The organism is Pedobacter mendelii (assembly GCF_014635725.1).
Taxonomy (GTDB): domain Bacteria; phylum Bacteroidota; class Bacteroidia; order Sphingobacteriales; family Sphingobacteriaceae; genus Pedobacter; species Pedobacter mendelii.
Window position 1 is genome coordinate 166,295 of the sequence record NZ_BMDJ01000001.1, and the last position, 25,323, is coordinate 191,617.

23 protein-coding genes are annotated in these 25,323 nt (G+C 35.6%); 15 read left to right on the forward strand and 8 right to left on the reverse strand.

All coding sequences use genetic code 11. The features are described 5' to 3' along the window. Positions 1 to 266: 266 nt before the first annotated feature. The 5 genes from IEV50_RS00800 (at position 267) to IEV50_RS00820 (ending at position 6,217) form a co-directional block, all read left to right on the forward strand. The gene (locus IEV50_RS00800) at positions 267 to 1,415 is read left to right on the forward strand and encodes an iron-containing alcohol dehydrogenase (RefSeq protein ID WP_188411356.1); all 1,149 of its coding nucleotides are present in this window, start codon (positions 267 to 269) and stop codon (positions 1,413 to 1,415) included. 106 nt (positions 1,416 to 1,521) lie between these two features. Beyond that, complete coding sequence (locus IEV50_RS00805; protein WP_188411357.1) at positions 1,522 to 2,226, forward strand: gamma-glutamyl-gamma-aminobutyrate hydrolase family protein; 705 nt, start codon at positions 1,522 to 1,524, stop codon at positions 2,224 to 2,226. Between the two features lie 110 nt (positions 2,227 to 2,336). Beyond that, on the forward strand, positions 2,337 to 3,701 hold the full coding sequence (locus IEV50_RS00810; protein ID WP_188411358.1) for an aldehyde dehydrogenase family protein: 1,365 nt from the start codon (positions 2,337 to 2,339) through the stop codon (positions 3,699 to 3,701). Between the two features lie 93 nt (positions 3,702 to 3,794). Continuing rightward, positions 3,795 to 5,744 carry a beta-N-acetylhexosaminidase gene (locus IEV50_RS00815; protein ID WP_188411359.1) on the forward strand — a complete coding sequence of 650 codons (1,950 nt, stop codon included), beginning with the start codon at positions 3,795 to 3,797 and terminating at the stop codon, positions 5,742 to 5,744. Beyond that, positions 5,744 to 6,217, forward strand: a complete 474-nt coding sequence (locus IEV50_RS00820) for a CYTH domain-containing protein (RefSeq protein ID WP_188411360.1) — start codon at positions 5,744 to 5,746, stop codon at positions 6,215 to 6,217. The genes IEV50_RS00815 and IEV50_RS00820 overlap by 1 nt, the downstream gene beginning before the upstream one ends. 382 nt (positions 6,218 to 6,599) lie before the next feature. Here IEV50_RS00820 and uvrA read toward each other — a convergent pair whose 3' ends face one another. Then, positions 6,600 to 9,443, reverse strand: a complete 2,844-nt coding sequence (gene uvrA / locus IEV50_RS00825; RefSeq protein WP_188411361.1) for an excinuclease ABC subunit UvrA — start codon at positions 9,441 to 9,443, stop codon at positions 6,600 to 6,602. A gap of 111 nt (positions 9,444 to 9,554) precedes the next feature. Continuing rightward, the gene (locus tag IEV50_RS00830) at positions 9,555 to 10,529 is read right to left on the reverse strand and encodes a hypothetical protein (protein ID WP_188411362.1); all 975 of its coding nucleotides are present in this window, start codon (positions 10,527 to 10,529) and stop codon (positions 9,555 to 9,557) included. Between the two features lie 214 nt (positions 10,530 to 10,743). Between IEV50_RS00830 and IEV50_RS00835 the strand changes: the two genes are divergently transcribed. From IEV50_RS00835 to IEV50_RS19555, 8 genes are all read left to right on the forward strand, one after another. Further along, entirely contained in the window at positions 10,744 to 11,082 is a 339-nt protein-coding gene (locus IEV50_RS00835; protein ID WP_188411363.1) for a type II toxin-antitoxin system RelE/ParE family toxin, read from the forward strand. Next, positions 11,072 to 11,374, forward strand: coding sequence for a helix-turn-helix domain-containing protein (locus IEV50_RS00840; protein ID WP_188411364.1), 303 nt, complete (start codon positions 11,072 to 11,074; stop codon positions 11,372 to 11,374). Before IEV50_RS00835 ends, IEV50_RS00840 begins: the two co-directional genes overlap by 11 nt. 680 nt (positions 11,375 to 12,054) lie before the next feature. Next, positions 12,055 to 12,963 carry an NAD(P)/FAD-dependent oxidoreductase gene (locus IEV50_RS00845; protein WP_188411365.1) on the forward strand — a complete coding sequence of 303 codons (909 nt, stop codon included), beginning with the start codon at positions 12,055 to 12,057 and terminating at the stop codon, positions 12,961 to 12,963. 412 nt (positions 12,964 to 13,375) lie between these two features. Further along, positions 13,376 to 13,687: an ArsR/SmtB family transcription factor gene (locus IEV50_RS00850; protein ID WP_188411366.1), complete on the forward strand. Its 312-nt coding sequence runs from the start codon at positions 13,376 to 13,378 to the stop codon at positions 13,685 to 13,687. A 5-nt stretch (positions 13,688 to 13,692) separates the two neighbouring features. After that, complete coding sequence (locus IEV50_RS00855; RefSeq protein ID WP_188411367.1) at positions 13,693 to 14,193, forward strand: SRPBCC family protein; 501 nt, start codon at positions 13,693 to 13,695, stop codon at positions 14,191 to 14,193. A 60-nt stretch (positions 14,194 to 14,253) separates the two neighbouring features. Beyond that, on the forward strand, positions 14,254 to 14,679 hold the full coding sequence (locus IEV50_RS00860; protein ID WP_188411368.1) for a VOC family protein: 426 nt from the start codon (positions 14,254 to 14,256) through the stop codon (positions 14,677 to 14,679). Between the two features lie 183 nt (positions 14,680 to 14,862). Further along, the gene (locus IEV50_RS19550) at positions 14,863 to 15,012 is read left to right on the forward strand and encodes a hypothetical protein (RefSeq protein WP_229746576.1); all 150 of its coding nucleotides are present in this window, start codon (positions 14,863 to 14,865) and stop codon (positions 15,010 to 15,012) included. An 82-nt stretch (positions 15,013 to 15,094) separates the two neighbouring features. Continuing rightward, complete coding sequence (locus tag IEV50_RS19555; protein ID WP_229746577.1) at positions 15,095 to 15,232, forward strand: hypothetical protein; 138 nt, start codon at positions 15,095 to 15,097, stop codon at positions 15,230 to 15,232. A 187-nt stretch (positions 15,233 to 15,419) separates the two neighbouring features. On the opposite strand, the gene IEV50_RS00870 is transcribed toward IEV50_RS19555, so the two are convergent. Together IEV50_RS00870 and IEV50_RS00875 are read right to left on the reverse strand one after the other, a co-directional pair. Beyond that, on the reverse strand, positions 15,420 to 16,466 hold the full coding sequence (locus IEV50_RS00870; protein WP_188411369.1) for a ferredoxin--NADP reductase: 1,047 nt from the start codon (positions 16,464 to 16,466) through the stop codon (positions 15,420 to 15,422). A gap of 294 nt (positions 16,467 to 16,760) precedes the next feature. After that, a complete protein-coding gene (locus tag IEV50_RS00875; protein ID WP_188411370.1) occupies positions 16,761 to 17,531 on the reverse strand; it encodes a lytic transglycosylase domain-containing protein in 771 nt (256 codons plus the stop codon). Between the two features lie 262 nt (positions 17,532 to 17,793). On the opposite strand from IEV50_RS00875, the gene IEV50_RS00880 reads away from it, so the two are divergent. Next, positions 17,794 to 19,335, forward strand: coding sequence for a pseudouridine synthase (locus IEV50_RS00880; RefSeq protein WP_188411371.1), 1,542 nt, complete (start codon positions 17,794 to 17,796; stop codon positions 19,333 to 19,335). Positions 19,336 to 19,637: 302 nt separating this feature from the next. Next, on the forward strand, positions 19,638 to 20,723 hold the full coding sequence (locus tag IEV50_RS00885; protein ID WP_229746578.1) for a lactonase family protein: 1,086 nt from the start codon (positions 19,638 to 19,640) through the stop codon (positions 20,721 to 20,723). 85 nt (positions 20,724 to 20,808) lie between these two features. Here the strand turns inward: IEV50_RS00885 and IEV50_RS00890 are convergent, their stop codons facing one another. From IEV50_RS00890 to IEV50_RS00905, 4 genes are all read right to left on the reverse strand, one after another. Then, positions 20,809 to 21,255 (reverse strand): KTSC domain-containing protein, encoded by a 447-nt coding sequence (locus IEV50_RS00890; RefSeq protein ID WP_188411373.1) that lies wholly within the window; start codon positions 21,253 to 21,255, stop codon positions 20,809 to 20,811. Positions 21,256 to 21,467: 212 nt separating this feature from the next. Then, positions 21,468 to 23,348, reverse strand: coding sequence for a glycoside hydrolase family 35 protein (locus IEV50_RS00895; protein ID WP_188411374.1), 1,881 nt, complete (start codon positions 23,346 to 23,348; stop codon positions 21,468 to 21,470). A 245-nt stretch (positions 23,349 to 23,593) separates the two neighbouring features. Next, on the reverse strand, positions 23,594 to 24,736 hold the full coding sequence (gene bshA, locus IEV50_RS00900; protein WP_188411375.1) for an N-acetyl-alpha-D-glucosaminyl L-malate synthase BshA: 1,143 nt from the start codon (positions 24,734 to 24,736) through the stop codon (positions 23,594 to 23,596). Positions 24,737 to 24,909: 173 nt separating this feature from the next. Then, the gene (locus IEV50_RS00905; protein WP_188411376.1) at positions 24,910 to 25,305 is read right to left on the reverse strand and encodes a GxxExxY protein; all 396 of its coding nucleotides are present in this window, start codon (positions 25,303 to 25,305) and stop codon (positions 24,910 to 24,912) included. Between the last annotated feature and the right edge of the window lie 18 nt (positions 25,306 to 25,323).

A 25,323-nucleotide genomic window follows, 5' to 3' on the forward strand; every position in this document is an offset into this window, starting at 1 on the left:
TAAAAGCAGAAATTTACATCATATTAATTTGCATTTTATAAGGCCAACGTAGTGTTTCTTCGTTCTAATTTAAACCGGCATAACAAATTTTTGAGGATGCATTACCCAAGCCAAAGTACAAAACTTAAATACAAAAATTTTAAGCCGGCACTTTTGTTTCTTTTGGTGTGAAAAGAAAAAAGCCTGTCTGGCCAAGACAAATAAACACCCCGCTCTTCGGGCACCCGTCTAAAAGATGGGAATTGAAAAAATAAAAACAACATCAAATGATATTCGATAAAATCCATCAATTTAATTTCCCAACTACTATTCGTTTTGGTGCAGGTGCGGTAAAAGAATTGCCTGCTTATTTGCATAAAAATAATTTAAAAAATCCGCTTATTGTAACCGATCCAACGATAGCGCAATTGCCCTTCTTTAAAAAGATTGTGGAGGATTTAAATAGTAAAAATATTTCGGTTGAGGTTTTCAGCGACATTCATAAAAACCCGGTTAAAAGCGATGTTTACAAAGGTGGCGATGCTTGGGATGCCACAAATCGTGATAGTATTATTGGTATAGGTGGTGGTGCGGCTTTAGATGTTGCAAGAGCAATTGTTCTTCGTATTAATCATAGGGAAGACTTATTCAAATATGATGATTTAATTGGCGGCGACATTTACGTAATCAACAATGTTCCTCATTTTATTACCATTCCAACTACATCAGGAACAGGTAGCGAGGTTGGTCGAAGTGCAATTATTGCAGATGATGAAACGCATCAAAAAAAGATATTATTTTCGCCAAAACTAATGGCACAAATCGTTTTCGCCGACCCTGAATTAACAATGGATTTGCCACCATTTATAACCGCAGCAACAGGAATGGATGCCCTAACACATAACATGGAAGCTTATTTAGCAAAGAATTTCCACCCAATGTGTGATGGAATTGCATTGGAGGGTATAGCATTAATTAAAGATTCTTTAGAGCGTGCAACAAATAATCCGGATCTACAAAGCCGTAGTAAGATGTTAATGGCTTCTATGATGGGTGCAATAGCATTCCAAAAAGGTTTGGGCGTGGTTCATTCATTGGCTCACCCTCTTTCTTCACTTTTAGATACGCACCATGGTTTGGCAAATGCCGTAAACATACCTTATGGCATGCGGTTTAACATTGCAGGTTTTGAAGACCGTTTCCAAAAAATTGCCCGAACTTTAGAATTAAAAGATGAAACAGGCGATACTGTTGTTAAATATCTGTTCGATTTAAATACAAAGGTTAACATTCCGCATAAATTGAGTGATATTGGCGTTAAGCATGAACACATAGAAACACTTGCCGATTTGGCTTTTGCCGATTTTGCACATCCTAACAATCCAAAAACAGTAAGCAGAGAAGATTTTAAGCAACTATATTTAAGTGCTTTGTAATATAATTAACCCCAGATAAACACAGATAAAAGTTGATTAGATACTAAGGAATTTAATACATCAAATCTGTCCTCACCTGTGAAAATCTGCGGTAAAAAAACTATTTATGTCTGATAAAATAATTATAGGCGTTACCGATTGCAGCAAATTTGATATTTACAGCAAATGGGTTTTATCCTACAATGAAAATGTAGAAGTTATTCAGCTTGGTTATAAATTGAATAATTTCGATGAAATTGAACATTGCCAGGGTATAGTTTTAACTGGCGGTGAAGATGTTCATCCGAAGTTTTATAATAAATCTGAATATTATCCTTATTGTTATGATGACGATATCGACGAGCTACGTGATGAATTTGAATTTAAGGTTTTAACATATACCGAACAAAACGAAATCCCTGTTTTAGGCATTTGCCGTGGGATGCAGGTTGGAAATGTATTTTTCGGCGGAACACTAATTCCTGATATCCCAACCTGGGGAAAATTTAACCATTCAAAAATGGAAGATAAAAGCGACCGCTATCATGAAATTATTGTAAATCCATCTTCATGGTTAAATAGAATTGTTAATGTAGATAAAGGATTAGTGAATAGCAATCATCATCAAAGTACCGACAGAACTGGTGAAGGATTGGTGGTTAGTGCCATTTCGCCGGATGGCGTTACTGAAGGAATGGAAAGGCTTTACCAGGAAGGGAAATCGTTCCTGGTATTTGTCCAATGGCATCCTGAAAGGTTAGAAGATCAGCAAAGCCCATTTAGCAAAAACTTGCATGAGGCGTTTTTGAAGGCGATAAAAGAGGGAAGCTGAAAGACTAAAGACCAAAGCAGAAAGACTAAAGCTAAAAAACCAAAGACAAATCTGCAAAATCATCTCAATAAGTGTAATCAACCCGAAGGAAAAATCAGTGCCATTGTTATATGAAAATCATCAATCCAGCAACCGAAGAAATTATATCCACTTTAGAAGAAGATAATCAAGCTTCACTTCAAAGCAAATTTCAAACCTTGAAAAAAGCACAGCCTAATTGGGCCAAGTGTTCGTTGCAAGAAAGAATATCAATCCTTTCAACTTTCAGCAACATTATGAAAACCGAAATTGAAGGCTGTGCTTTAATTTTAACCAACGAAGTTGGAAAACCCCTGCAGCAATCCCGTAATGAAATTAATGGCGCAAGAGCAAGAATTAAATGGATGCTGGATAATGCAGAAAAGTATCTTGCAGACGAGATGATGGTTGAGGAACCTGGATTGAAAGAAATCATTAAATACGAACCTTTAGGTGTTGTTTGCAATATTTCGGCATGGAATTATCCGTATTTAGTTGGTGTAAATGTTTTCATTCCTGCTTTGCTAAGTGGCAATACAGTGATGTATAAGCCATCTGAATATGCAACCTTAACAGGTTTACAAATAGAAAAATTACTAAAAAAAGCTGGTGTTCCTGAAGATGTTTTTAATGTTGCAATTGGTGCTAAGGAAACAGGAACAGCTTTACTCGATATAAATTTTGATGGCTACTTTTTTACAGGCTCATATAAAACAGGTAAATTTATTTATGAAAAAGTAGCCTCAAAAATGGTTCCTTGTCAGCTGGAGTTGGGTGGAAAAGACCCATTATATATTGCTGAAGATGTTGCTGAAGTTACAAATGCTGCCATAAGTACTGCTGATGGTGCTTTCTATAATAACGGGCAAAGCTGTTGTTCTGTAGAGCGCATTTACGTTCACGAAAAAAATTATGAAGATTATTTAACAGCATTTGTTAATGAGGTTCAAAGTTGGAAAAGCGGTTTGCCAACTGTTGATGGAGTATATCTTGGTTCGCTAACCAGAAAAGAACAGATTGCTGTTCTAGAAAATCAAGTTAAAGACGCTTTAAACAAAGGTGCAAAATTACTTACAGGAGGCAAATCAGGAAATGGTAAAGGTTACTTTTTCGAGCCAACCGTTTTAACTAATGTAACCAACGATATGCTCGTGATGCAGGAAGAAAGTTTCGGCCCAATTATCGGTATTATGAAAGTAAAAGATGATGAAGAGGCTTTAAAAATGATGCAGGATACCGACTATGGCTTAACGGCCTCAGTTTATACGGCCAACCAAGCACGGGCAGAAAAAATATTAAGTCAGTTAGATTCCGGTTCAGGATATTGGAATTGTTGCGATAGGGTAAGTGCCGCCTTACCCTGGAGCGGACGCAAATATTCTGGTATTGGTTCAACACTATCTCATCAAGGTTTAAGGGCTTTTACAAAACCAAAAGGCTATCATTTAAAAGGATAATTCCGTAATCATATAAATAAAAGCAACTATTAAAAATCTTTTTTAATAAATTGCGGATTAATACTTATTCGGTTTATCCGCAATTTATTAATAATGAAAAAACAATTCCTGATTACCATTTGCTGCATTCTTGCGTTCAACTCGTATGCACAAACCATTGTAAGCGAAAGCGAAATTGGCGATGCTGAAAATGCAATTTCTCAAACACAAATCGCCATAATTCCTGAACCTGTTTCGTTAATGAAAAAGACAGGAACATTTACTTTGCCCGAAAATGTTAGCATTCAGGCATCTAAAAATGATGAATTAAAACAATCAATAGCTTTCCTCTCGGAAAGGATCGAAAAAGCAACCGGAAAATTTGTGAGTTCGGTTACAAATGCCAATCATCCAACAATAAAATTTATTTTAAACAATCAAGCTGATAGCCAGTTAGGCTTAGAAGGCTATAAGCTTAATGTCAATCCAACACAAATTGTAATTACGGCAAATAAACCTGCAGGCATTTTTTGGGGTGTTCAATCATTAATTCAACTTTTTCCTGCCGAAATTGAAAGTAAAGAAGTAGTTGAAAATGTAAAGTGGAAATTACCATGTGTAGATGTTATTGATTATCCGAAACTAGGCTGGAGAGGTTTAATGTTCGATGTAGCCCGTCATTTTTTCACAAAGCAAGAAGTTAAGCAGTTTATTGATGACATGGTTCGTTATAAATTTAATCTTTTGCATTTGCACCTTACTGATGATGAAGGCTGGAGAATCGAAATTAAAGGTTTACCAAAGTTAACTGAGGTCGGTGCCTGGAACGTAAAAAAAGTAGGAACGTTTGGCGATTTTATTCCGCCAACTGCCGATGAGCCGCGTACTTATGGTGGTTTCTATACTCAAGAAGATATTAAAGAGTTGGTTCAATATGCACAAGAGCGTTTTGTAAATATTATGCCCGAAATTGATGTCCCGGGTCATAGCTTAGCTGCAATTGTTTCATACCCTGAATTATCTTGTACACCCGAAGCGGCAAATTACAAAGTTAGATCGGGAGAAAAAATTATGGACTGGAGCCGTGGTGCACCACCAACTGCCTTGGTTGATAATACACTTTGCCCAGCCAATGAGAAAGTTTATGTTTTTCTCGATTCGGTAATTACGCAAGTAGCCAAGCTTTTTCCTTTCGAATACATACACATGGGTGGCGATGAAGCACCACATAATTTCTGGGAAAAGAATGATCAGGTGAAAGCTTTAATGCTACGAGAAGGCTTAAAAACCATTCCACAGGTTCAGGCGTATTTCGAAAAGCGCCTAGAGCAAATTGTAATTTCAAAAGGAAAGAAATTTATGGGCTGGGATGAAATTTTAGAAGGTGGCGTTTCGCCCACAGCATCGGTTATGAGTTGGAGAGGAATAAAATACGGCATCGATGCCTCGAAAGAAAAACACAATGTGGTGATGAGTCCAACTGATTTTGCATATCTGGATTATATGCAGGCAGATGCTGTTACCGAACCAAAGGTGTATGCCTCATTAAGATTGAACAAAGCATATCAGTTTAATCCAATTCCTGCTGGTGCAGACCCGAAATACATTATTGGTGGACAAGCAAATCTTTGGACAGAGCAAATTTTCACTTTTCGCCAAGTACAATACATGCTTTGGCCTCGTGCTTTTGCTATTTCAGAATCTGTATGGAGCCCAATTGAAAAGAAAAACTGGACAAATTTTGTTGACCGTACAGAAGAACATTTTAAACGTTTGGATTTAGCCGAAGTAAAATATTCACCAGCGATTTACGACCCAATAATTAATGTAAAACGTTCACCAGATAGGCAATTGATGATTGAATTAACTCCGGAAGTTGATGGGCTTGATATTTATTACAGTTTTGACAATTCAACGCCCGATCGTTTCTATCCAAAATATACTACGGCATTGGTTCCGCCAAAAGATGCAAGCGTATTAAGGTTAGTTACTTATAAGGGAAAGCAACCCATGGGCAGATTAATTAGTATTCCCGTTGCCGATTTACAGAAAAGAGCGAGATAATGGGAAAAGAGATTGAACGGAAATTTCTTCTAAATCATACTAAATGGCACAACATAAATAAAACAGAAGGAAAGCATTTCAGACAAGGATACATCCTAACTGAGCCAACTAAAACTATTCGGGTAAGAATTACCAATACACAAGCTTGGTTAACCATAAAAGGTATTTCAGTTGGCGCATCAAGATTAGAATATGAATATGAAATTCCTTTACATGAGGCATCTGAACTATTAGATAACTTTTCAGAATCTGCGCTGGAAAAAATCAGGTATGAGATTATGCATCAAGGTAAACTTTGGGAAGTTGATGTATTTTTAGGAGAAAACGAAGGTTTAATTGTAGCTGAAATTGAGCTTTCATCAGAAGATGAACATTTCGAGCTACCCGAATGGATTGCGGAGGAAGTTACCCATGAAAAGAAATATTACAATTCAATTTTAACAATCCATCCATTTAAAAATTGGAGTTATTGATGTAATCAAATAAAAATATTTATGAAATTATTAGGTTTGTAAATCCAAGTAACGATTTATGGTAACTGGTTTGTACTATTTATTGTTATGCAAAAAATTTATAAACAAGAGCTTAAGAAGTTATCAGATGTAAAAAATCCGCAGCATTACAAATTTTACGGATTTTTTTTGTTTTGGCTAATAGTCATTTAGAGCGCAGTCGAGAAATTTTTAAACCACAGTTTTAAATTATTAAATAAGCCTCAGTTCCAAAGGTCATAATAATTAGGCACGAATCAATTCTGCTTCATTGGTTGAATTTTACATCTTTAAAAACAGTTTTTGTCTTAGCGATTGCATTAAAATTGCTTCGTACCTCGCAATAACGAATCGTTTTAATCTCTTACAACCCCATTTCTTTTTTAAGGAACTTTCCTGTTAAACTTATCGGGTTTTGAACCAAACCTTCGGGGGTGCCTTCGAATAGAATTCTACCGCCACCAGCACCACCTTCTTCACCCAAATCAATAACCCAATCAGCAACTTTAACCACATCTAAATTGTGTTCGATAACTAAAATTGTATTGCCTTTATCAACCAACTCATTTAACACACCAAGCAAAACGTTAATATCTTCGAAATGCAAACCAGTAGTTGGTTCATCTAAAATATAAAAGGTTTTTCCTGTATCTTTTTTAGATAATTCTGTTGCCAATTTAACGCGTTGTGCTTCTCCACCAGATAAGGTAACGGATGATTGACCCAGAGTGATGTAGCCTAAACCAACATCTTTCAAGGTCTTAATTTTACGATAAATGATAGGAATATGCTCGAAATAAACACAAGCATCCTCAATACTCATGTCCAAAACATCACTAATTGATTTCCCGCGGTAGCGAACTTCTAATGTTTCGCGGTTGTATCTTTTACCGCCACATTCTTCGCAAGGCACCTGAACATCGGGCAAGAAATTCATTTCAATAACCTTCATTCCACCACCTTGGCAAGTTTCACAACGACCACCTTTTACGTTAAAAGAAAACCGACCGGGTTTATATCCACGAATTTTTGCTTCGGGTAGTTGCACAAAAAGGTTTCTGATGTCAGAAAAAACACCTGTGTAAGTTGATGGATTTGAACGTGGCGTTCTTCCAATCGGTGCCTGGTCAATTTCAATAACCTTATCAATTTCTTTTAAGCCACTAATTTTCTCGTAAGGCAACGGCGTTTTCTTCGCCCTGAAAAAATGATGATTTAAAATTGGGTATAAGGTTTCGGTTATTAAACTTGATTTACCGCTACCTGAAACACCGGTTACGGCAATAAATTTACCCAGTGGAAAATCGACAGAAACATCTTTTAAATTATGTCCGCTGGCTTTGATAATAGAAAGTTTGTGTCCATTACCTTTTCTGCGGTTTTTTGGTGTTTCGATACTTTTCTTGCCATTCAAATACGCCGCTGTTAAAGTATTTGATTTTAGAATTTGCTTTGCAGTACCTTCGGCAACAATTTGTCCGCCGTGAATACCTGCACCTGGCCCCACATCAATAACCCAGTCTGCTTCTAAAATCATATCCTTATCATGCTCTACAACCAAAACAGTATTACCTAAATCACGTAAGTTTTTTAGCGCCTTAATTAAACGTTCGTTATCACGCTGGTGTAAGCCAATACTTGGCTCATCCAAAATGTACATCACATTCATTAGTTGCGAACCAATTTGAGTGGCTAAACGAATACGTTGTGCTTCACCACCCGAAAGTGTGCGGGCCGTTCTATCAAGCGTTAAGTAGGTTAAACCAACATCGGTTAAGAAACCGATTCGGGCTTTAATCTCCTTTAAAATTTCTTTAGCAATAATATTCTGGCGCTCAGAAAGCCTTTCATCAACGTTTTCAAACCAGCTGCGCAGGTTGGTAATATCCATTGATGCCAAATCAAAAATATTCTTGCCATCAACCTTAAAATGTAAACTTTCTTTTTTTAACCTTGCGCCATTACATTCCGGACAAGTTTTCAGCTTACGAAAAGCCTCCATGTCATCAACGGCATTCTCCCCTCTTTTCTCGTTTTGCTCTTCGAGCATTTTAATTATCCCATCGAAAGTTATATTATAATTCTGAACATTCCATTTATTATATTCAACCTCAACTTTTATTAAATCGTGGGTTCCGTTTAATATGATATTGATAACCTCATCGCTTAATTTTTCAATCGGCGTTGATAAGGAGAAATTATATTTTTTAGCAAGCGATTTTAAAACCTGAAACATCCAGGTATCGCGGTATTCGCCAAGGGGTGCCAAACCACCATTTAAAATGCTCAGTTTCGGATTCGGCATTACCGATTCCTTATCTACAACGAAAATATAACCCAAGCCATCGCAACGTTCGCAAGCGCCATAAGGCGAGTTGAAAGAGAAACTATTTGGCTGTGGTTCATCGTAAGAAATCCCCGTTGTTGGGCACATTAAGAATTTACTAAAATGGGCAACATGATTGTCTTTATCGCTAATCTTAATTACACCTTTACCCATTTTCATGGCAATTTGCAAAGAATCTAACAGGCGTTTTTTATCTTTTTCATCAATGATTAAACGATCGATAACAACTTCAATATCGTGAATTTTATACCTATCTACCTGCATTTTAGCGCTGATATCTTTTATCTCCCCATCAACACGAACTTTAACATAACCTTGTTTACGTACCTGTTCAAAAAGTTCGCGGTAATGACCCTTTCTACCTTTTACAATTGGTGCTAAAATGTTTACCGCAACACCATCAAATTTTTTGAAAACATTTTGAAGAATCTGGTCTTCGCTCATGCGTTCCATTTTCTCTCCGGTATTGTACGAATAAGCATCTGCAACACGGGCATAAAGTAAACGCATAAAATCGTAAATCTCGGTAATGGTACCAACGGTTGAGCGTGGATTTTTACTGGTGGTTTTTTGTTCAATGGCAATTACCGGACTTAACCCTGAAACTTTATCAACATCAGGACGCTCCATGCCACCCATAAACTGGCGACTGTAAGCACTAAATGTTTCCATATAACGGCGCTGACCTTCAGCGTAAATGGTATCGAAAGCCAATGAAGATTTACCGCTGCCACTTAAACCAGTTATTACAACCAGTTGGTTACGAGGGAAACTAACATCAATATTTTTTAAATTATGTACCCTTGCTCCGTAAACTTCTACATCTTTTTGCTCACCAAGGTCGATAGATTTATTGCTCATACTTTATTAAAAATTGGAGAGAATTTTGGGCTGAAAATAACCCGAGTTCCAATCTGCAAAAATGCTAAAAATTTTATCAAAAAGAAAGTGTAAGTAGAACTGTATTAAGGATTAATTGTCATAATGCCGGCTTCTATTTCTAAGGAAACCGGATGATAACCCAAAGCGCATGTAGCCGTAATGATCTTTAAAATAAATGTTGTAATTATCTTCTCCGTAATAACCAACTGCGGCCATTAAAAAAACATTATTCATGAATGGAAAACTATAATTAAAATTAATTTCTGCATTTAATCTTTTTTGAAGATTAGCCAAACCTTTGGATGGAATTTTGTTCACCGCATAAGTGAGTTCCGTATTTAAGCGCCAAATCTCTTTCTCAGATTTAACCTGCGGTTTTCTTTTCATCATTCTTTCAATTTCGCCATATTTACGCCACGAGAAATTGTATAGTAATCTCGTAAAACCAAAGCCTTGATTAAGTGCTGGTTCATATCTGAACCATTTATACCATTGAAAACCGACACGATGATTGTAGGAATAATAACTATCATTAGAACTGCCTGAATTTAAATGACCAAAGCGGTAGGAAAGCGCCAGATTGTTGGCGTTAAAATTTCCCGTTCGTGTATTTATGGTGCCGTCAGGATTAACAGCATCTTCATCCTGGCCATTAGAATGATGGGTAAAAGCCAATTCTGCGTATTTGTAGTTTAAGGGTGCTGGATTTAATCGAGCATAGAAAATACCTCCAAACCTATAACTTGGTGTTCGAACACCCGCAGAAAACTCCTTTCTAACACGAACAGTATAATCGGGCACTGCGGCGAAAGCAACTGGTGATTTATAACTTCCAAATAACATAAAATTCCCAGTTAATCTTCCATTAATGACGTATTTCGATGGCGCCCCAAGTTCACCTGCTGGCGAAGAATAAGAAAATTCAGCATTTTCTTTATATAGATTAACATAAGCCTTATTAGCAACTTCCCTACTTATGGCAAGTGAATCCTTATCAATTGTTTGGGCGAATAGAAAGGAGTGCGTTAAGTTTAAAAATAAGAACGAGAGAAGATGCTTTTTCATTAAGCTATAAACGTTGATACAGGGTTATTGGTTTTATGTTTTTTAGAATTGGTTTTATAAAATTAGTTTGGAAGTTAAGTTAAACGTTTATATTCGTTTATAAACATTTAAAATGGATGAGTTGCACAAAGTAGCAAGTTATAGCCAATACTTCCCGACAAAGTTCAATAAATTACAATTTTGAATTTGTTGTCTAAACAGTTAACTTTGTTTTGTGAATAACGACAGACAGGTAATTGCTTATAAGAATTATTTTCTCGATTTCTACGAAGCACAAACCGATAAAGTTCAGGCTAAAATCGAATGGACTTTGAATTTAATAAAGGTTACGCCAAAAGTTCCCGAAAAGTTTTTTAAACATATGCAGGGAACTAAAGGGCTTTATGAAATCCGAGTAGAAGTTGGAAGTAATATTTACAGAATATTTTCATTTTTCGACAAAGGAAATTTGGTGGTTCTAGGAAATGGTTTTCAGAAGAAAAGCCAAAAGACACCGAAACAGGAAATTGAAAAGGCACTTAAAATAATGGAGGAATATCAAAATGACATCTAAAAGGAATATTACGACACTTGACGAAATCCTCGACAAGAAATATGGAGAAAAAGGCAATCCTAAACGTGAAGAATGGGAACAGCAATTTGAAGCTTTTCGACTTGGTGCTTTACTTGAAGAAGCCCGAACAAAATTAGGAATGACACAAGAGCAACTTGCTGAAAAATGCGGGACCAACAAATCCTACATTTCCAGAATTGAAAATGACGCTTCCGACATCAGACTTTCTACTTTAATGAAAATCATTCAGAAAGGTTTAGGCGGACATTTAAAACTGACCCTTCAAGTTTAAAAATCGTACTGGCTATAACTGCAAATTTGCCCTCGCTGGCGCACGCGTGCCGCGTGTGAATAAAACACAAATAACAATGAGCCGTAAGTACAAATTCTACAATAAAGAAGGTTTATACTTTGTAAGTTTTGCAACAGTATATTGGATAGATACCTGCCTGCGGTAGGCAGGTTTGAAAGAGCAGGACTTATAAAAGTAGTAATGTAAAAAAGGAAGCCAGTTTTGCCAACGCAACAATAAACCAATTGAATTATGGAGTACAGAAGTAATTAGCTACAACCGGATTATCTGCATGATAATCCGGTTGTAGTAGGTTTTGTAAATGAGGTGTGGCATTGGAAATATAGTAGTGCCGTAGATTATAGCGGAGGTAAAGGATTAATTGAAATTGAGTATTTATGATAGTTTTAGTTTGCGTAATACACACGCGACACGTGTGCGCCAGCGTGTGGTTACCTTAAGGTCTGATATTTGAGATACGATGGTAATTTCGTTGAAAACTTTATTGATGAAGACAGACTCCAGAGTAGATATATTTGGTTAATACATCAAAGTAAACATGGAGAATTATGGTTTGGAGGAGCAAATCCGGGTGGTGTATATCAATTCAACGGCAAGTCTTTTGAAAGAAAATATTAAAAGAAGTACGAACGCGTAAAGCATTTACAAAAATCAATAAAATGGCAGACAAAAATAATTTTGAAGTAATCATCATAGGTGGAAGTTATGCAGGTCTTTCAGCAGGAATGGCTTTGGGTAGAGCATTAAGAAATACCTTAATCATAGACAGCGGAAAACCTTGCAACATTCAAACACCACTTTCTCATAACTTTTTAACACAAGACGGAAAAACACCGAAGGAAATATCAACACTCGCAAAACACCAAGTTCAAGAATATAAAACCATTAAATTTTTCAATGGTATTGCAATAAGCGGTAAAAAAACAGAAAAGGGTTTTGAAATAGAAACAGAAAGTGGCGATATTTTTAAGGCTAAAAAATTAGTATTTGCAACAGGTGTAAAAGACATAATGCCAAAAATTAATGGGTTCTCCGAATGTTGGGGAATTTCTGTTATTCATTGTCCTTATTGTCACGGTTACGAATACAGTAACGACAAAACAGGAATACTTGCGAATGGAGATATAGCTTTTGAATTAGGTAAATTAATCAATAATTGGACAAAAGATTTAACAATTTTTACAAACGGAAAATCAACTTTGACTGTTGAACAAACTGAAAAACTAACAAAACACAATATTAAAATAAGCGAAACTGAAATCGAATATTTTAACCATAATAATGGACATTTAGAAAGTATTGTTTTCAAAAACGGGACAACTAAAAACCTTAAAGCCTTGTATTCCAGGCCATTTTTTGAACAAAATTGTACTATTCCACAACAATTAAATTGTGAAATCACAGAACAACATTATATTAAAATTGACCCTTTCCAAAAGACAACTATTCACGGAATATATGCTTGTGGCGACAGTACAAGTATGATGAGAACGTTATCTTACGCAATTGCAATGGGTGGAATGGCAGGCGGAATGGTAAACAGAGAATTAATTGAAGAAACTTTCTAAATGGACAAGAAAGCTGCGCATAACAAGGGTTCGTATTTTGGTTGTTTTAGAGCCAAATTCGGTATTGAATGGATGGTGGACTTTGACCCAAATTTTAATGGAAATGTATAATCAGAAAATAACGAGGGCCTAACAGCGATTTGGCATAAACGGCTTTTAGGTGCTCCATGAGCACATTTTTTCTTAATCAAAGTTGGTTCTATGCATCAGCCTTGATAGCTTTGGGATGGTGAAAACCGCCAATTTCTTTTTGCTGCCAAAAGTTACGCGTCATCGTAAGGCTACTCCAAAAAGATAGACAAACTTCCAGGCATTTCAAAACAATTAAAAATAATTTCAAAAAAATTTGCGAAACCGAATAGTTGCGTATATATTTGCAACCAATTAGTTTCATAACTAAATTTAACTCCAAATGAGAAGAGATGTTTTCCAGGCAATTGCCGACCCAACAAGACGGGCCATTATTGCATTAATTGCATTACAGGCAATGACTCCAAATGCGCTTGCCGAAAACTTCAATACAACCCGGCAAGCGGTTTCAAAACACCTCCGGATTTTGACAGAATGCGAATTAGTAAAACAAGAACAACAAGGAAGAGAAATTTACTATTCGCTTGAAATAGAAAAAATGAAAGAAATAGACAGTTGGTTAGCCCAATACAGGAAAATTTGGGAAACCCGTTTTAATCAGCTCGACCAGGTATTATTAACACTTAAAAAATAGAAAAAATGAAAAACGATTTGCTATTTGATTTTACTGTTGACAAATCATCAAAAACGGTATTCATAAACAGAGAATTTGCTGCCGAACTTTCGCTGGTTTGGGATGCCTTTACAAAACCAGAAATACTTGATCAATGGGTAGCACCTAAACCCTGGTCGTCAAAAACAAAATATATGAATTTTGAAGTTGGCGGAAAAAGATTTTATGCTATGGTAAGCCCTGAAGGACAAGAGCGCTGGTCAATTCAGCAATATACCTCAATTACCCCAAAAACCAATTTTAAAATGTACAATACTTTTGCAGATAAGGATGAAAATCCTGAATTGCCTGGTTCTGAATGGGATTACAATTTCAGTGAACAAAGCGGCAAGACAAAATTAAGTATTACTATTTACAATGAATCGCTTGCCCGCTTAGAAAGAATGATTGAGATGGGCTTTAAAGAAGGTTTTGAAATTACAATTGATAACCTGGAAAATCTTTTGGAAACTTTATCCAAAAAATAAGTTTCATTACTAATACTGTACCTAAAGAATTAAACATTTAATAATCTAAAAAATAAAATTATGGCACTTATCAATCCTCACATTAACTTCAACGGAAATGCCGAAGAAGCATTTACCTTTTACAAATCAGTATTTGGCGGAGAATTCGCAAAGATTATTCGTTTCAAAGACCTTGCAAGTCCTGAGTTCAGAGTTGCAGAAAGCGAAGAAAATAAAATTATGCATATTGCTTTGCCTATCGGTAAATGTAATATGTTGATGGCAAATGATGTTCCGGAAATTCTGGGAAAGATAAACGAAAATGAGAACAGAAGTAAAATTGCGATAAGTGCGGAAAGTAAGGAAGAAGCAGACAGATTATTTAATGGGCTTTCAGTAGGAGGACAAATAGAAGGGCCTATTGGTGATAGTCCCTGGGGTTCATATTTTGGTTGTTTTAGAGACAAATTTGGTATTGAATGGATGGTAGAATTTACCCAACAATAATAATGGAAAAAAAACAAAGGCTAGCCAGCATCGCTTTAACGTAAACCATTTTTGCTAAACCATCCCGTTCTACAATAGCTAAACATAAGTTTAAAGTTGCCAGTTAGCCCTAAAAACCACTAATAATCTCAATATTAGAAAAATAATCGATTTATCATTTATATATAATACTTAGATGGCGTAATGCAAGCACCTGTGGAGGATGAGGAAGATAAATCGGGCATTTTCGAATATAGCGGTTGGGTTGCCTCTTATGCCGGCGAGCTTAGTGGTAAGGTTCTGCAAAAACTAAATGCAACCTGCACATGTTCTTTTGGGCAGAAAAACACTTGAAAATTTTGCTGCTTACTGGCCTGAATGTGTAAACTTTTGGCCTGGCATTAATGAGGTGACAAAATATTCATTATCCAAGATAATGAATAAATCAGATTGGAATAATTCTGTATTTCTCGAAAGCCTTTCAGATATTGAAAACCTAAGGAAATCAGAAGGCTCCGAAATTAAAGTTTGGGGAAATGGCGAACTTCTTCAACTGCTATTTAAAATAATTTAGTAAAAGAACTTTGCCAAAAAATTTACCCATTAACATTTAGTAAGGGAAAAAATTTATTTGATGATGGCCCCATTCTGGCAGCATTTGAATTAACAGAGAGTTTTGTAACGACAACTGGTATAATTATAGCCAAATATAAATGGGCAGGAAAAGTAAATACTGGATAGGAGGTTAAGGCATGTAAAACCTACCACTCAATCGTTGTTCCATTCTCCGTTGGGTGTCCGGTACAAACTAAAACCCTTCCCCTTTCAATTTCATTATCAGTTAACACTTCGTTATAATCCATTCTTACGCTACCCTTCGTACAATTGGCTACGCAAGTGCTACAAACACCTCCGCGACAACTGTATGGCAATTTAATTTTATGTTCTAGCGCTACATCTAAAATTCTTTTCGGCCAGGGTACATCGAGGTTATAAATTTCACCTCTAAAATTTAATATCACGGAATAAGTATTTTTATCAACTTCTTTCGCTGCAGAACCATCATCTTCATCCACTTCATCTTCAGGCAATACAAATGTTTCGCGTTTTATTTGCTCGATGTAGAAACCCATACCTAATAAAGTAATGCGACATAAGTCCATGTAAATAATCGGCCCGCAGGAGTAGAAAAGTGCATTATCCCGGTTAAAAACCAAATGCTCTTTCAATAATTTTTCAATGTAAAATTTGTTTAACCTCGCCGTCATCAGGTTTTTGCTGTTACTAAAAACGAAGATAATTTTTAACCTATCAGGATATTTGCTTTGCCAGTCATTAAGTTCATTATAAAACAAGGTATATTCTAAAGAGCGATTGCTGTACACGAGTGTAATTTTCGATTTCTTTTCACGAACAAGTGCGGTTTTCATGATGGAAATTAATGGTGTGATGCCTACACCTGCGGCGAAAAGAAAAACATCACGCTCTAAATTTTCTTCCGGCAAATAGGTAAAAATGCCTTGAGGCGCTTGAGCGAAAAGAAAATCACCAACAGCGGTTTTATGGTGTAACAGCCTTGAAATTTCTCCATTCTCAACCCGCTTTACTGTAATCGATAGTGGCTCATCAACATCAGGCGAGCTGTTAAAAGAATAAGAACGGCGGATTTCTGTATGTTTTCCTTCGAATACTAGGGATATAAATTGACCGGCTAGGTATTTTGGATAGTCTAAATCAACAGGTTTTAGCTGAAGTGTAATATTATCGCCGGGCTGGTTTATAATTTTATCGATTCTAAGTTTGTACATTTAGTTTAGCTATGATTTCAAAGATAAAATATAGCCACAGATTCGCAGATTATTTTTTTAATAATTTCATTCAATACACTAATCAAATCTGCGGCAAAAAACATATATATAATAGAAAATACATTTGAATATTATTTTTACAAAGGAAAAACGATCATCTTGAACTGCTTCAAAATCTAATTGGAATATGGTGTTTAGATAAGACTCTGAAATGAATTCAGAATCACGGACAAATTAAAAAAAAAGCGCCCTGATTAATTCAGGACGCCTTACCAAATGCTTGTCTTTTATTTACTATTCTACATTGTATGCCAATAATTCTTTCGGTTTACTGTAACCGTAGCGAACAGGATGTTCAATAATCTGTTTCATAGAAATTACTTTATAAACGTAACCACCGGTTTCACGATTAAGTTTCATTTTATAGTAATTGTCTTGATTTTGATTATTAATCTGCTTGCGTAATCGGCCATCACCAACATTGTATGCCGCAGCAACCAATGTCCAGCTTTCCAAACCTTTATACATCTCTTTAATGTATTTGCATGCTGCAACGGTAGATTTACGCAAATTATAGCGATCATCATTTCTTCCGCTAACTTTTAACCCATAAGTACGAGCAGTACCCGGCATAAACTGCCAAACGCCTGCTGCACCTTTTGGCGAAACTCCTGATTGCATACCCGATTCTACTAAAGCTAAATACTTAAAATCATCGGGAATTCCATAGGCAGCTAAAATAGGTTCGATAATCGGAAACCATTCGGCAGCTTTTCGCTGTAAACGATGCGTTTGCGTATTGCCATAAGAATGAGCTGCAAGGATTTTTTTCATTTTGCGTTCTACCTTTTTATCGCCTAAAGGCAAGGTTTCTTCAGCAAAATTTAACTGTGCCATTAAAGATTTTTTCTCTTCTTCAGGCTTTTCAATTGGGGGTATTGTAGTGTTTAATTTCTCTTCTTTTAAAAGACTTTGTTGTGCTAAGGGCATTTGGTAAGCGAACACTTTTGCCATAATAAATAGTGCTGCCACTACTACAAATGGTACGATGTGTTTCTTTAACATTTTCCTCCTTTTTTTGGTGAACTTATAAAAAACGTTGACAAAGGTAAAAATTAATAATCAGATTACCAACTAGTTACGAATTTAAGTGCTAAAATCTAGGTTTAAAGTGCTTTAAACCTAGATTTAAATTTTGATTTTCATCACGTTTTACTTACGTTAGAAGCTATTTTTCAACAAAATTTTATCAACGCTCCCGATTGTTAATTTCAGCTATTTTACATAAATTTGCAGCCCGCATTTCAGGTGCGGCTAAAAGCGTATCATGATAAACAAAAACAACAGGAACAGTCGGGATGACAAGTCCAATCCGGGAAGCCGAAAAACCGAAGGCAGAAGTAGCGCTGGTGGTTCTGACAGAAAAAGATCAGAAGACAAAGATAGTAAATTCAAAAAATCATCCGATTCAAAAACAGGCTTCAGACCTAGAAGCGCAGACAGTAAAGATTTCAAATCAAAATCTTTCGGAGACAAAAAAGATTTCAAGCCAAGAGGCGATCGTAATTTTAAATCGAGAGATGAAGAACCTAAAGGTTTCAAATTCGGCGATAGGGAATTTAAATCAAAAGATTCTACTTCAAAAGGCAGCGAACGTGATTTTAAACCAAGAGAAGGTGGTTCTAGAGATTATAAACCAAGAACTGGCGATAGAGATTTTAAGGCAAAAGAAGGTGGTTCGAGGGATTTCAAGCCAAGAACTGGAGACAGAGATTTTAAACCGAGAGATAATAAAGAAAGTGGAACAAGAGATTACAAACCAAGAGGAGATCGTGATTTCAAATCTAAGGATGGAGATTCGAGAGATTTTAAACCGAGAGAAGGTGGTTCGAGAGATTACAAGCCAAGAACGGGTGAAAGAGATTTCAAATCAAAAGATAGTAAAGAAGGTGGATATAAAGATTTCAAGGCAAGAGGCGCAAGGAATGATGATTTCAAACCAAGTGCAGGAAGTTCAAGAGATGTAAAGCCAAGAGAAGGTGCTGATAGCAGACCGTTTAGAAAACGCGAAGAAAACCAGCCAAGAGATACAGAATTTAACCGTGAGGAAAGAACTGTAATTAAACAAGGGCGAAAAACTAATGAAGATAAAGGCTTAATTCGCCTTAACAGGTATATTTCAAATGCAGGTATTTGCTCTCGCCGTAAAGCCGATGAGTTAATTGCTGCCGGCATTATTACCGTTAATGGAGAAGCAGTGACTGAATTAGGTCATAAAGTAGATCCTGCAAAAGATCAGGTTCGCTATAACGGAGAACTACTTAAACGCGAAAAGAAAGTTTACGTATTATTAAATAAACCTAAAGATTACATTACAACAACGGATGATCCACAGGAACGCCGTACGGTAATGCAATTGGTAGATAAAGCTAGTCGCGAACGTATTTATCCGGTTGGTCGTTTAGATCGGAATACAACTGGTTTGTTATTAATGACAAATGATGGTGATTTAGCTGATAAATTATCGCACCCTAAAAATGGCATCACTAAAATTTACAATGTTGAATTAGATAAATCCTTATCACAAGGGGATTTAAACAAAATTCAATTCGGTTTAGAATTAGAGGATGGACTAATTAAACCTGATAACATTTCTTATGTTTCTGGTGGCACTAAAAAAGAAGTTGGCATCCAGATACATAGCGGTAAAAACCGAATTGTTCGCCGAATTTTCGAACATTTGGGTTATAATGTTGAAAAACTTGACCGTGTGGTTTATGGCAATTTAACTAAAAAAGATTTGCCAAGAGGAAGATGGCGTTATCTTGAGGAACATGAATTAATTCAGATTAAACACCTAATTAAATAATATTTAAGGCAATCGAAAGGTTGCCTTTTTTGTTAAATGGTTTAATTAAATTAAGTTTAGCGGCAGACTCGCAGATTTTTTTTTAGACATATTTATCAGCCATAGGAACACAGATGTACACGGAATATTTACTTATTCATTTTCTGCCATCTCAACATCTAGCAAAAACAATCTATATGTTTCCGTGATAATTCCTATTTACGGGAATTCGTCTTCACTTTCCAGTATTCATTTTTCTTTTCTCATATTTGTTATTAATCAAAAACATTACTATGAAAAAGTATAACCTCCTTTTGTTACTTATGTCAATATCCTTCGCAGCATTAGCGCAGCAAACCAACTATAATCTTTTAATCGGAACGTACACCAATACGCCTGCTAAAAGTGAGGGTATTTATACCTATAACTTTAATACTTTAACTAGCAGTACCAAACTTAAAAGCATAGCTAAAAACGTTGCTAACCCCAGCTTCATTGCCATATCGCCTGATAAAAAATTTGCTTACTCCGTTAATGAAACAGGAAGCACCAGTACAGTTAGCGCTTTTAAATACAATTCTGTAAATGGAAAACTTACATTTCTAAATAAAGTTGAAAGCGAGGGTGCAGATCCATGCTACATTACTGCGGATAACGACAATGTTATTGTAGCGAATTACAGCGGAGGCAGTCTGGCCGTTTTTAAGCGTAAAGCCGATGGCTCGTTAAATACCGCAGCACTTATTATAAAACATAGTGGAAAAAGTATAGATCCCAAAGGAAGGCAGCAAAGTGCGCACGTACACATGGTAAAGTTTACCCCGGATAGGAAATTTTTAATTTGTAACGATTTAGGCGAAGACCAAATTTACATTTATAGCTATTTCCCTAAAAGCAATAAAAAAACTCTCAGCATAAAAAACGTTTTAAAAACTACCCCAGGTAGTGGCCCAAGACACATTACATTCTCTCCTAATGGCAAGTTTGCTTATTTAGCACATGAATTTAATGGCAGTATAACTGGTTATTTTTATGCTAACGGTAGTTTAAATAAAATTCAGGAAATTGGAACAACACCTAAAGAATTTGAAGGCCGTATTGATGGTGCTGATATACATGTTTCTGCCGATGGAAAGTTTCTTTATGAGACAAACAGAGGTGATGCAAATACAATTTCTGTTTTCTCTATCCTATCCACAGGAATTTTAAGATTTGTTGAAACGGTAAGTACTTTAGGCAAAGGACCAAGAAATTTCTCTATAGATCCGAGCGGTAAGTTTTTATTAGTTGCGAATCAATACACGAACGATGTTGTAATTTTTAAACGCAATAAACTTACAGGCAAATTAACTGATAGTGGTAAAAAGATAGAAGTTGCCGCACCAGTTAATTTAGTTTTTACGAAGTAAAATAGATATTTAAATTCTAAAATAATATCTATTTGGATATAAAATTTTGTTAAAAAAAAAGCTCCAAATTTGGAGCTTTAATATTTTAAGCCGGTTCAGCAACCTTTGCCACATTGCGATAAGGAAAATCGCTGAATATATGTCTGCGGGCAAAACGACCTGGTGAATCTGCGTTAACTAATTTTACATAGATGGCTTTCGGCACATCGAAATACTCGTAGGCGCTTCCATCAAAAAACTGAATATTTAATACTTGTTGTTTGTATTCAAAATCAAGGATGTTAGATTTAGTAATCGTTTCTGTATAAGTTTCGATGTTTTGTTCACGAGTTTCGGGTGCAACACTTACTAAAAAGTGATAAGCTTCTATAATATCTTTACTTCTTGCTTCTGCTTCTAATTTTTCTTCTTCCTGTTGAAATTTATCTGGGTGACAATCTTTCATTAATGTGCGGTACACAGATTTAAGATCTTTTAATTCAGCATTTTTATCTACGCTTAAAAGCTTTCTATAATCAACAATTTTTTTCATCTAACTATTTTCTATTATGAATACAATACTTTGAAATATTTATCAAAAGTTTCAAGGGCGCAAAGGTACAATTTATAATCGTTTGATTTTGAAAAATTTTTGTTTCAGTTAAAAAATTTATTAATCGCTAAAATAATAAGCTACAGATTAACAGATTTTTGCAATAAAAAATCTGTTAATCTGTGACAAAAAATCGAACAATCAACCAAGCACTATTTAGGCAATCCATTCTCTGTTTTTACTTCTTCTAAAATCGGAGTTGCGACCGATTTTACAGATTTATGCATCACATCATTTTTCTGTTCGAAAATAACAATATCATTTTTACCTGTTTTTAACCAGCAACCAGGGATATACAAAGTTTGCTGCGGACCAACGCTCCAATAGCGACCGATGTTGATACCATTAATAAAAACAATACCTTTACCCCAATCACGCATATCCAAAAAGGTATCGCCAGTTTTAGCAAGTGCGAAACTACCTTGATAAACTGCGGGTTTCCCTGCAGTTGCTGTATTTTTAACAGCGGTTAAATTGGGTGCAACATCCATGGGTAACTTGTACATATCCCAATTACCGGTTATGGTTTCACCATTGATAATAACCGGAGAAATAATTCCTTTTGTACTGTTAATAATTTTTGCACCATAGTTTATTCGACCCATATTTTCTACAACAATATCAAGCGTAGCGTTGAAAGGAATATCTATATCGCAATCGTATTTTTTATAATAACTGTTTAATTCGGCAACTTTAGTACCGTTAACATAAATAATTGCATAATCACGTAGTCCATTTAATTCCAATTTTCCGCTAATAGGCTGTTTAAATTTCTTACTGTACCAAACGTAACCATGCCCTTGATTTAACTCTTCAAAAGTTAAGGGTTTATCATCATTTACAGGTTTAATTTTGCTTTTGATATCTTCCAAATCAACAGCTTTTGCCAAAGTAATGTTTGCAATTGTGATTACCGGATTTTTGGCAGGAACTGCGGGCGTTTCTGTAGTTTTAAGCAAATTACGTAAAGCGATGTATTTTTCTGTTGCCCAACCTGCTTCGCTTATTGGTGCATCGTAATCGTAACTGGTTAAATCTGGCTGAATATCATGTTTATTATCATAATTTGCGCCAGAAGTAAAACCAAAGTTTGTACCACCATGAACCATGTAATAATTAAAAGACACGCCTCCATCTAAATATTTCTGCGTTTGTTTTACTACGCTTTCAGTAGAAACTTTTGGAAATGGCTCTGCCCAATGATCCAACCAACCCGGGTAGAACTCTGCAACCATATAAGGACCTTTACCGCCATTATATTTATTTACAACTTCTTTCAACTTAGCAACATCATCCTCGCCATTTGCGGTTGGCAATGCGCCTGGCAAAGCACCACCTTCAAAAAGCCAGCTACCATCGGATGTGAAAAACGGCACATTAAAACCTACATCTTTTAACTGTTGAAACACTGTAGCACTATATTTCTTATGGTTTTCCAGGCTGATGTCTTTTCTTTGCGAAACGTAAGACCCAAATTCGTTTTCGCCCTGAACCATAACGATTGGTCCGCCGTTGGTAACCAGGAGATTTTTAACCTGACTGTATAATGCAGTAAAATAAGCTTTGGTAGCAGAAAGATATTGCTGATTATCTCCACGAATAACCATTCCTGGCACTTTTTGAAGAAACCATGGATAACCACCAAATTCCCATTCAGCACACACATATGGGCCTGGACGAAGAATTACAAAAAGACCTTCTTCTTGTGCGATTTTAATGTATTCGGCAATATTTTTATTATCAGACTTAAAATCCCAAACGCCTGGAGCTGTTTCATGGTAATTCCAAAAAACATAGGTTGCCACGGCATTCAAACCCATTGCCTTCATCATTTTTAAACGATGGCGCCAGTAAGGTTTTGGGATACGAGCATAATGCATTTCGCCACTATGAATTTGCACAGGCTTTCCATCTAAAAGGAAGTTTCCATCGGCAATAGCGAAGGTGTGTTTTACAGAATTGGTTTTGGTTTGTGCATTAGCGTTTACTACAAAAGCCAGCAGCAAAAGCAAAGTAAAAATTTTGGTTTTCATTGTGTTTATTTTATTCAAAGGTTCATATCCGAAACTCGGATATCTAAGACATATATTTTAAAAAAAATTTCATCCCTGAAGAAGTTTTGATGAAAAAACTGATAAATCAGCATTTTCCATTCAAAAAATTCCATTTCAAGTCAAACGTTTGATTGCGTTCAACGCATCGAAAACAAAGATTTTTTTCTTTCAATAATATGCTCAAACCTTTAAATATAAGTGTTTAAGGCACAAAAAAACAAATTTTAGTATTTAGGTTGTAAAGAATTTTCGATTACTTCTTTATAATAATTAATATAAGAAGGAAGGATTTTTTTTAAATCGAAATCTTGCGCTCTGGTAAAAGCATTTTCTTTAAAGCGTTGTAAAGTTTCTTCATCCTTTAATATTTCAATAGCATGAGCAGCCATGGAATCAACATCACCGATCTCACTCATATATCCGCAAAAGCCATCTATATTTAGTTCTGGTAAGCCTCCTGCATTTGTTGTTATCACCGGAACTTTACAAGCCATGGCCTCTAAAGCAGCTAATCCAAAGCTTTCAGATTCGGAAGGCATTAAAAACAGATCGGAAACAGAAAGAATTTCCTCAACTGCATCTTGTTTACCTAAAAAGCGAACATGGTCGCAAATATTTAAAGTACGGCATAGTTGTTCATCATACGCACGCTCAGGACCATCTCCAACCATTAATAATTTTGAAGGTATTACTGCTTGTACCTTTTCGAAAATTCGAATTACATCAGCAGTACGTTTTACTTTTCTGAAATTACTGGTATGAATTAAAATACGTTCATTATTTGGCGCAATTGCTTTTTTAAAATGGTCTTTAGCCTGTAACCTGAAACGGTTGAAATCGATAAAATTGGGAATTACTTTAATGTCTTTAGTGATTTCGAAATGGTTATAAGTATCGTCTTTTAAATCTTGAGAAACGGTAGTAACGCCATCACTCTGATTTATGGAGAAAGTAACAACGGGCTTGTATGTCGGATCTTTACCAACTAGAGTAATGTCTGTTCCGTGAAGTGTAGTTACAACAGGAATATGAATGCCATAGCTTGCTAAAATTTGCTTTGCCATAAAAGCCGCAGATGCATGAGGAATTGCATAGTGAACATGCAAAACATCCAACTGCTCGAAACGAACAACATCTACAACTTTACTTGCCAATGCAGATTCGTATGGGGCGTAATCAAACAAGGGATAATTTCTTACAGAAACTTCATGGTAAAATAAGTTTGCAGAAAAAAAATCGAGCCTTGCCGGCTGACTGTAAGTTATAAAATGAACCTGATGACCTTCGTTAGCAAGTGCTTTACCAAGTTCTGTTGCAACTACTCCACTACCGCCAAAAGTGGGGTAGCAAACAATTCCTATCTTCATTTATAAATGTATTGTTGTTACAGCAAATGTAACCCAATTATATCTAATTTGTGTGTAAGGCTATTGCAATAAAAATGTGAGTATGGCACTAAGATTTAACCACAGACGCACAGATTTTAAAATTATTTGTTAATGCAATAATTTATTGAAGCTTGCTGAATAATCTGCAACACCTAATAAAGCACAAATTTTTTAAATTGAATCAGCTCATTATAAAAATTAATAACTAATCCAACTTTAGGCTTCGACATTATCAATTGGTTAAATAATATGAGTTCGCTATTACCAATGTTGAATGGTACAGACTTTATTTCGACGATAATATTATCATTCACTACAAAATCTGAATAAAATTTATGCTCCAAAACCATCCCATTAATATTTACAGAATATCTTTTTTCTGTTTGATATTCAATATCTTTTGCTTTTAATTCGGTTTCGAATTCGGTTTTATAAATACATTCATTTAGTCCTGAACCTAATGTTTTATGAATATTTGATGCAATTTCTATTAATGCCAAACATTCTTCCCTGAAAGGAAAATCGCTTGGATTGTAATTTTGAGTCATAATAAATGAGTTGTTAAT